This is a genomic window from uncultured Chryseobacterium sp. (genome assembly GCF_913776365.1).
In the GTDB taxonomy this organism is placed as follows: domain Bacteria; phylum Bacteroidota; class Bacteroidia; order Flavobacteriales; family Weeksellaceae; genus Chryseobacterium.
Genome location: NZ_CAJYMO010000291.1, coordinates 1 through 8351 on the forward strand (window position 1 = coordinate 1; position 8351 = coordinate 8351).

The 8351-nt window shown below is 44.2% G+C and carries 8 protein-coding genes; 6 read left to right on the plus strand and 2 right to left on the minus strand.

What is annotated here, in order from left to right:
- The 4 genes from QZ735_RS15260 to QZ735_RS15275 form a co-directional block, all read left to right on the plus strand.
- The coding region (locus QZ735_RS15260) for an MFS transporter (RefSeq protein ID WP_294250050.1) at positions 1–591 on the plus strand (591 nt) is incomplete at its 5' end.
- A 125-nt stretch (positions 592–716) separates the two neighbouring features.
- The gene (locus QZ735_RS15265) at positions 717–1058 is read left to right on the plus strand and encodes a twin-arginine translocase TatA/TatE family subunit (RefSeq protein ID WP_294250053.1); all 342 of its coding nucleotides are present in this window, start codon (positions 717–719) and stop codon (positions 1056–1058) included.
- Between the two features lie 7 nt (positions 1059–1065).
- Positions 1066–1632 carry a phosphatase PAP2 family protein gene (locus QZ735_RS15270; protein WP_294250055.1) on the plus strand — a complete coding sequence of 189 codons (567 nt, stop codon included), beginning with the start codon at positions 1066–1068 and terminating at the stop codon, positions 1630–1632.
- Entirely contained in the window at positions 1629–2444 is an 816-nt protein-coding gene (locus QZ735_RS15275; protein ID WP_294250058.1) for a tetratricopeptide repeat protein, read from the plus strand. Before QZ735_RS15270 ends, QZ735_RS15275 begins: the two co-directional genes overlap by 4 nt.
- Positions 2445–2536: 92 nt before the next feature.
- Here QZ735_RS15275 and QZ735_RS15280 read toward each other — a convergent pair whose 3' ends face one another.
- On the minus strand, positions 2537–3010 hold the full coding sequence (locus QZ735_RS15280; RefSeq protein ID WP_294250061.1) for a 23S rRNA (pseudouridine(1915)-N(3))-methyltransferase RlmH: 474 nt from the start codon (positions 3008–3010) through the stop codon (positions 2537–2539).
- A 116-nt stretch (positions 3011–3126) separates the two neighbouring features.
- Here QZ735_RS15280 and QZ735_RS15285 point away from each other — a divergent pair, with 116 nt between their 5' ends.
- Positions 3127–4149 carry a DUF4421 family protein gene (locus QZ735_RS15285; protein WP_294250063.1) on the plus strand — a complete coding sequence of 341 codons (1023 nt, stop codon included), beginning with the start codon at positions 3127–3129 and terminating at the stop codon, positions 4147–4149.
- A 1-nt stretch (position 4150) separates the two neighbouring features.
- A complete protein-coding gene (locus QZ735_RS15290) occupies positions 4151–5116 on the plus strand; it encodes a YihY/virulence factor BrkB family protein (RefSeq protein ID WP_294250066.1) in 966 nt (321 codons plus the stop codon).
- A gap of 300 nt (positions 5117–5416) precedes the next feature.
- On the opposite strand, the gene QZ735_RS15295 is transcribed toward QZ735_RS15290, so the two are convergent.
- A complete protein-coding gene (locus tag QZ735_RS15295; protein WP_294250070.1) occupies positions 5417–7627 on the minus strand; it encodes a RelA/SpoT family protein in 2211 nt (736 codons plus the stop codon).
- Positions 7628–8351: the final 724 nt, after the last annotated feature.

Genomic DNA, 8351 nt, shown 5'->3' on the forward strand with positions numbered 1-8351 from the left:
CCTGAAATCTCGGGGCTGATCGTTTCCCTGATTCTCATCTATATTGCCGGACATGCCGTTCAGAGCAACTGGAATTTCTTTACCATGTATGCATTCAGCTGGACCGAAAAAATGGTAGGGATCTCATTGGGCGTGGTAGGGCTGCTGGTAGGTTTGGTTCAGGGCGTCCTGATCAGGTGGACCACCCCTAAGTTCGGGGAGCAGAAAAGCATTTACTATGGACTTGCCTTGTATGCCGTTGGGATGCTGCTGTTTTCTTTTGCTACTGAAGGATGGATGATGTTTGTATTCCTCATCCCTTATTGCCTGGGCGGAATCTGCGGACCGGCATTACAGTCGGTGATTACCAAAAATGTCCCTTCCGGAGAACAGGGAGAGCTGCAGGGAGCCTTGACCAGTCTTATGAGTGCCACTTCCATCATCGGGCCGCCGCTGATGACCAATCTGTTTTACTATTTTACCCATGACGATGCTCCGTTTAAGTTTTCCGGTGCTCCCTTCTTCCTGGCTTTCCTGCTGATGGCCGCGAGCGTTATCATCACCTATATTAATTTCAACAGTAAAAAGATCAGAAAAGACAGTTCCGGTTGAGTTTTCCGTTACAACCTCAGGATCTGAAATCCGGTCCTTGCCTTTATTGTCCTGCTTTTCTTAAAATTTATTTAAAATAAAGGCCACCTGTACCAGATATGTATAATCTTTCGTAATTTTACCCAATGGAACTAAGCATAGGAGAAATGGCCCTGATTGCGGTGGCGATCGTGGTACTGTTCGGACCGGATAAACTTCCGCAGATTGCACGTGACCTCGGCTCAGGCGTGAGGAAAATGCGTGGCGCAGTAGAAGACATCAAAACGGAGATCATGAAGGAAACGGATAATCCTGTTTCCGAGATCAAACGTGAAATCGAGAAAGTGAAAGACGCTGCCAAAGACTATAATCCGATGAAGGATGTTGAAAAAGATCCTTCAGCGGAAACCAAAGCTTCTGCTGAACCGGTGGTGATTCAGCCGAAACCTTCTGAGGATGAAACTTATGAAGGACCCGTAAGCAGATAGGCGGCAGATGGAAGAAATTATTCTGGAAGACAAAAAAGCCTTTTTATTTCTTAATAATTTAGGCAACTCCTCATTCGATCAGTTTTGGATGATGATCTCCGGTACGTGGGTGTGGGTACCGCTCTATATCATTTTCTTTTATTTCCTGTTTAAAAGCTATAAGCTGCGTGCCCTGGTTTTTATTCTCATCTTTGTGGCCATAGGCGTTACGGTTTCAGACCAGGTAGCCGGTATTTTCAAACATGGAGTAGCCAGGCTAAGGCCATGCCATGATCCTTCATTGGAGCATTATATGAGGATCGTGAAATGTGGCGGACAGTACGGGTTTTATTCTGCCCATGCCTCCAATACTTTTTTTCTGGCCACCTATTTAAGTATTTTATTAAAAAAGGACCTTAAATGGTTTCCTTATGCTATATTTGCGTGGGCGGCGGTAGTTTCCTACAGCCGTATATATTTAGGAGTGCATTTCCCGGTAGATATTTTGGTGGGGGCGTTTGTTGGAACTTTATTGGGGGTGATTTTTGCTGCGCTCGCCAGAAAAGTGATTAACAAACAAAAGATATCTTCATGAAAAAAACTTTACTGCTTATTGCTGTCGCCATCCTCCCTTTATCGCTTTCTGCGCAGGATAAAAAAGCGGCCGAGGAATGTTTCCGGAAAGCTGATTACAAATGTGCCGAAGAACAGTATTCCAAATTGGCACAGGAAGAAAGGATCCAACAGATCAAATCCGAATATTATAACTATCTGGGAACCGCGCAGCGACGCCTCGGAAAGACAACGGCAGCTTTTAAATCTTATGAATCTGCATTAAAAGCTAATCCGATGTCGGCTTCCGTTTATGCCAACCTGGGATCCATCCACGGGCAGAAAGGAAACAAACAGGCTGCTATCGATTACCTGAACCAGGGTCTTAGACTGGAACCGGAAAATGCGGACATGTACCTCACAAGAGCCAAGGTCTATGAAAATCTGGGCAAAAAAGACCTGGCCGCCAAAGACCTGAACCAGATCCTAAGCTTCGCCCCGGACAATATCTATGCAAGAACCGGGCTGGCTACCCTGAAAAAGAACAGCGGCGACCTGGAAGGCGCATTGAAAGATTATAACCAGCTGATTTCCGAAAAACCGGAGTCCTTACTGTACAGCGGCCGCGGTGACGTGTATTTCAAGCTGAAGAAAAACAAGGAAGCCCTGGCTGATATTAACAAAGCCATTTCCATTGATCCTAAATTTGCCCAGGCCTATGTTAATAAGGCGTTGGTCCTGTTTGAGACAGCAAAGACAAAAGAAGCCTGTGCCAGCCTGGATAAGGCCGTAAGCCTGGGATATGAGAAACCCCTGCTGATGGAGTATTATTCTAAATGTGAAATCAAAAAATAGGATAAGATAAAAACGGAACTGAGGATCACAGCAATGAAGGGGCATCGGTCCCGGAAAAATTTGAATTACATTAAGCCGGGCATCAGTCCGGCTTAGTCGTTATGGTAGGGCTTTCCCTGCAGGATCTGATCGGCACGGTACAGCTGCTCCACGATGAACAGCCGGATCATCTGGTGGGTAAACGTCATTTTGGATAAAGACATTTTTTCGTTTGTCCGTGCATATATATCATCGGAAAAGCCATATGCCCCGCCGATAAGGAGGTGGATCTTTTTTACGGAAGAGCTCATCCAGGTATCGATCTTCTGTGCAAATTCACGGCTGGTAAACTGTTTTCCTTTTTCATCGAGGATAATGACCAGGTCATTCCGGTCGATATGGTTCATAAACAATTTCGCTTCTTCTTTTTTCAGGAGATCAGGGGAGAGGTTCCGGGCATTTTTCACATCCGGAATGGCAACAATGTCAAAATTCCAGTGTTTCGGAAGGCGTTTCAGGTAATAATTTATCAGGGAAGCAATTTCTTTATCGTCTGTTTTCCCGATACAAAGTAGGCTGATCTGCATGGCTGTTCTCTCTTTTAGGCGGCAAAGATATTCATAAATCAGGCAAAGTCATAATCTCTGTTCCGCAGAAGGTTTTTCATTTCAAAAAAATGTTATTTTTGTAAAAACACCGCCCGATGAAAGCAAAGATTTTTTCCTGGATTTTCCTGTGTTCGGCATTGGCATCTTACGGCCAGTCAGATGATGAAAACAGGAACATAACAGATAGCATAGAAGGCCGCCGTAAGATTTCAGCAGTGGCGGGGCTGAGCTACCTGCAGAATTCCTTCGGCTTTCTGTATGAAGGTAAAGTCTTCCGCCTCAGGCCCAATGATGCTTTCTATACGGAATTTTTCATGCGGTACCGCTGGCTGGATATCAGTTATACTTTTGCACCGAAACTGACCCGGATCAATAATGACGATCCTGAAAAAGGGAAAACAAAATATTTCAACCTCGGATTTACTTTTTTTGTGACCCCTAAAATAAGGCAGTATATTTATTACAGTGAGGTACGCGGTTTGTACTTCCAGGATACAAAAGAATATATGCGGCTTGTTTTGGATGAAAATTATAATCAGGACGGATACCTGCAGTTTCCGGATGCAAGGTACCGTTCTTATAAAGGAGAGACGAGCTATCTCTGGATGGGAAATAAGACCGAATACAGGAGCTTCGGGAATATGACCTACAGGCCTGCAAAAGATGTCTTTATCATCAGTACCGGTCTTTTCTACCAGTATAATATACTGAGCGACCTGGGAAAAACAATCTACAGGGGAACCATCTTTACGGATGATGAAGATGGCAGTGCTTCCCGGGACTTCAGGATTGCTTTCCGCCCGGGCGGCGGAATCCAGAAAGTAATAAAGCAAAAATGGTATGCTGTACTGGAAATGTATCCGGAACTGTATTATTCGAAATTACAAGGCGAAAGACTTCATGAGCTCAATGTCGGGCTTTATTCCAATGCAAGGATTGGGTATGATGACGGAAAATGGTTTTTCGGCGGCGGAACGCAGCTGAACTGGGTAAACAGCGCTGATGAGAATTTTTATTCGGCTACCCAGTGGCTTTTCAGGGTAGGCTTCGGTTTCCGGTTTAATTCACCTACCTTTGTAAACAGAAACTTTGACAGAATAGATCATATTGTAAAATAAGATGAGCGTAAAACTGCCTAAATTTATCCTGAAAGTACGGGAATTTTTCAACGATATCCATATCCCGCTGCTGGGAATTTCACTCTGGGAAATGTTCCGGATTTATTTCCGGGGGGTCTTCAAGGATAAAATCGGCCGTAAAGCAGCTGCCATTTCCTGGAGCTTTACCATCAGTCTCTTTCCGTTTATTCTCTTCCTTCTCTCGGTACTGCCTTATATGCCGCATTACGACAAGCTGCAGTTTTATATTTTTGACGTACTGATGCACAATGTCTTTCCTTCCAATATCGAAGGCGATGTACGCAATTATATCGAAGACAGCATTATTCCCAATATGAAAGGCATCAGCAACCTCACCATTGTCCTGGCACTGGTATTTGCTACCAACGGAACTTTTTCCCTGATCAACGGATTCAATGAAAACTCGGAAGAGAAAATGACGGATGTCAAAGAATTTATCCTTTCATTTTTCATCACCATCGGGTTTATCCTGATCGTTTTTCTGGCTCTTTTCGGGGTCTATTATTCGGAAGTGGTGCTCAAGCTGTTTACACCGGTATATAATATTTCATGGCTGGTGAATAACCTCACCAAAATTATCGGGCTTGTCTCCTTTCCCATCTTTTATTTTGTCCTGCTGGCTCTTTTCTATTGGCTGGGGACGGTAAAGATTACCAGGTTCCGGCAGGCGGTTCCGGGAGCTATTCTTACCACCGTCCTGTTTGTCGTAACCACTTATTTTTTTGCACTGTATGTGAAAAATATTGCGCGGTACAACGTATTGTACGGTTCCATCGGAAGTATGATCCTGCTGATGATCTGGGTGAATGTGAATGTGTATCTTCTACTCTTCGGGAATGAGCTTAACATGGCCATACGGAAAGTCAGGATCCGGAAAATCCTGTCGGACGAACTTGAAAAGGAATCGCCGGATGATGGCGATGGTGAGGATGCCGGTCACGGGTAGGAAAACTTACCCGGCCTTGTGCTGGCCGGCAATGCCTGTCCTGCTGATCTGACTTTAGGCATCATGACTTATCCTTTGAAATACATAAGCGGACCGGAACCCTTGATGCAGCAACACAGTAACGTAAAGAGCATATAAAAAGTCATGCAAATCCACGAGCGGTCCGGCAGCTTTTTCTATCTTGTCATGCGGCAGAAAACAGAAAGGATATAGCCGTAAGGATTACATTCTTTTCATAACCGGCAGAACAACCTACTTTATCTGTATAAGGAAAATAGATCCGCCGGATTGCGGATTTTCTTATGACTGTATCCTTCTTACTTTGGAAACCCCATTGATGTCATTCAGTTTTTTAAAGGTCTGCTCCAGCTGGCTTTTGTTTTTCACTTCCATGTTGATGGTGCCTGTAAATACCCCATCATTAGATTCTATCGACATGCTTTTCATATCCATTCCCATGGCTCCGCTGATGACGGTGGTAATATCATTGATCATTCCCATCCTGTCAAGTCCTTCGATCTCGATTTTCACCCGGTCTTTGAAGCTTTCAGCATTCACCCATTTGGCAGGAATTACCCGGTAATCATACTGGGCGCGGAGATTGATGGCATTCGGACAATTATCGCTGTGCACCTTGATTCCTTCGGAAATGGTGATAAACCCGAAAATTTTATCGCCCGGAATCACCGTACAGCATTTGGCATAACTGTAGTTCAGTTTTTCTTCGTCTTTTCCGAATACGATCATATCCAGGTTCTGCTCCTTGGGCTCTATATAAGCCGTATTCTTGGACGGGGATTTCCTGAATCTGGAAAGCAGGTTGTTGAATACATTCTTGCTTTCAATATATTTTCTCAGGCTGCTGGCATCCAGTTCATTGCTCTGGAATTTCAGGAAGAGTTCCTGCGAAGATTTCAGGTTAAAGAATTTCTGCAGCTTGTTGACTTCATCATCATTGAAGGCAATTTTAGCATGTCTGAGTTTCCGCTGAAGGATTTCCTTACCGTCTTCCACAAGCTGGTTTTTCTGGGAATTCAGGTAACTTTTGATCTTGGATTTGGCCTTTGAGGTAACGACAAACTCCAGCCAGTCGGATTTCGGCTTCTGGTTCTGGGAGGAAAGGATATCCACCTGGTCTCCGTTCTGCAACACATAGGAAATCGGTACCAGCTTCCCGTTGATTTTGGCACCCAGGCATTTCATTCCCAGATCGGAGTGTACGGAGAAGGCAAAATCCAGCGCCGTAGCGTTGGTAGGGAGAATCTTGATTTCCCCTTTTGGTGTAAATACAAAAACTTCTTTGGAATACAGGTTCAGTTTTATGTTATCCAGCAGCTCGGAGGTGGTGAGGTTCTGCTGCTGTTCCAGGACATCACGGATTTCGGTTACCCAGTTTTCAAAATTCCGGTCTTCGGAACTCTGCTTGTATCCTTCTTTGTATTTATAATGGGCAGCCACTCCTTTTTCGGCAATTTCGTCCATCCTTTCGGACCGGATCTGTACTTCAATCCATTTTTTATCAGGACCGAGAACCGTCAAGTGCAGGCTTTCGTATCCCGTGGAACGCGGCTGGGTAATCCAGTCCCGCATTCTTGACGGATTGCTGTGATAAACATCGGTTACAATGGAATAAATCTTCCATGCCAGGAACTTTTCGTTTTTGGCATCGGACCGGTAAATGATCCTGATGGCATAATTGTCATATACTTCTTCAAAGGAAACACCCTGCTTCAGCATTTTCCTGTAGATGGAGGAAATGGCTTTGGCGCGGCCTTTTATCTTGAAATTCAGTCCTTCTTCATGGAGTTTCTCCGAAACTTCGGTTTTAAATTCCTCGATATACCGTTCCCTGTTTTCCTTTGCCAGTTCGAGTTTCTGGGTGATTTCAAGGTAGACATCAGGATTATTGTATTTCAGGGACAGATCTTCCAGTTCGGATTTGATGTTGTATAACCCAAGCCTGTGGGCCATCGGTGCATAGATGTAGACGGTTTCGGAAGCAATTTTTTTCTGTTTGTCCGGTGCCATGCTTTCCAGGGTACGCATGTTATGAAGGCGGTCGGCGATTTTGATCAGGATCACCCTGAAATCTTCCGAGAGCGTCAGGAGCAGTTTCCGGTAATTTTCAGATTGTACCGAAATGTTCTGATGGTTCATGATGGAGATCTTGGTAAGACCGTTCACGATATCCGCAATCTTTCCGCCGAAGATTTTTTTCAGGTCTTCATAAGTGTAATCCGAATCTTCAATAACATCATGAAGCAGGGCACAGGCAATGGATGTTGCGCCAAGGCCGATTTCCGTAGCCACAATTTTTGCTACGGCGATGGGATGGTAGATGTATGGCTCGCCGGTTTTGCGCCGCTGGTCTTTGTGGGCATCCAGCGCAATGTCGAATGCCTTACGGATCAGCTTGTTATTTTCTTCATCCAGCGTGCGGTATGTATTTGAAATCAGATCCTTGTACCGGGCAAGGATTTCTTTATTTTCCTGTTCTAAGTCGTAACTCATTCGTATAAACCCTATATCTGAACGAAAATACGGAAATTTCTGCACTTTTCAAACAGTAAATGATTCAAATAGACAAAAGCGGAAAGAAGGCTGCCGGGATCATGTCGGGAGAAAGCAGAAAGTGAATTTTGCTTTGCAAGTCAATGGTGAATTTTGCTCCGCAAGTCAGTTTTGCTTCGCAAGTGAATTTTCAGATTGATGTTGAAAATTGACTATTGCCCAGCGGAGCGGATTGACCATTGACAAAGCGTGAATGGTGAATTTTGCTTCGCAAGTCAGTTTTGCTTCGCAAGTGAATTTTCAGACTGATGTTGAGAATTGACTATTGACCAGCGGAGCAGATTGACCATTGACAAAGCGTGAATGGTGAATTTTGCTTCGCAAGTGAATTTCAGGTTAAGGTTACAATTGACTATTGACCAGCGGAGCGGATTGACCATTGACAAATCGTGAATGGTGAATTTTGCTTCGCAAGTGAATTTTGCTCTGCAAGTGAATTTCAGGCTAAGGTTACAATTGACTATTGACCAGCGGAGCGGATTGACTATTGACAAAGTGTGAATGGTGAATTTTGCTCCGCAAGTGAATTTCAGGTTAAGGTTACAATTGACTATTGACCAGCGGAGCGGATTGACCATTGACAAAGTGTGAATGGTGAATTTTGCTTCGCAAGTCAGTTTTGCTTCGCAAGTGAATTTTCAGACTGATGTTGAGAATTGACTAT

What these genes read in the sequence shown, in the direction of transcription:
- QZ735_RS15290 (WP_294250066.1), top strand. Translation starts at nt 4,151, where the DNA reads ATGAGCGTAAAACTGCCTAAATTTATCCTGAAAGTACGGGAATTTTTC.
- QZ735_RS15295 (WP_294250070.1), bottom strand. Translation starts at nt 7,627, where the DNA reads ATGAGTTACGACTTAGAACAGGAAAATAAAGAAATCCTTGCCCGGTAC.
- QZ735_RS15270 (WP_294250055.1), top strand. Translation starts at nt 1,066, where the DNA reads ATGGAAGAAATTATTCTGGAAGACAAAAAAGCCTTTTTATTTCTTAAT.
- QZ735_RS15265 (WP_294250053.1), top strand. Translation starts at nt 717, where the DNA reads ATGGAACTAAGCATAGGAGAAATGGCCCTGATTGCGGTGGCGATCGTG.
- QZ735_RS15285 (WP_294250063.1), top strand. Translation starts at nt 3,127, where the DNA reads ATGAAAGCAAAGATTTTTTCCTGGATTTTCCTGTGTTCGGCATTGGCA.
- QZ735_RS15280 (WP_294250061.1), bottom strand. Translation starts at nt 3,010, where the DNA reads ATGCAGATCAGCCTACTTTGTATCGGGAAAACAGACGATAAAGAAATT.
- QZ735_RS15275 (WP_294250058.1), top strand. Translation starts at nt 1,629, where the DNA reads ATGAAAAAAACTTTACTGCTTATTGCTGTCGCCATCCTCCCTTTATCG.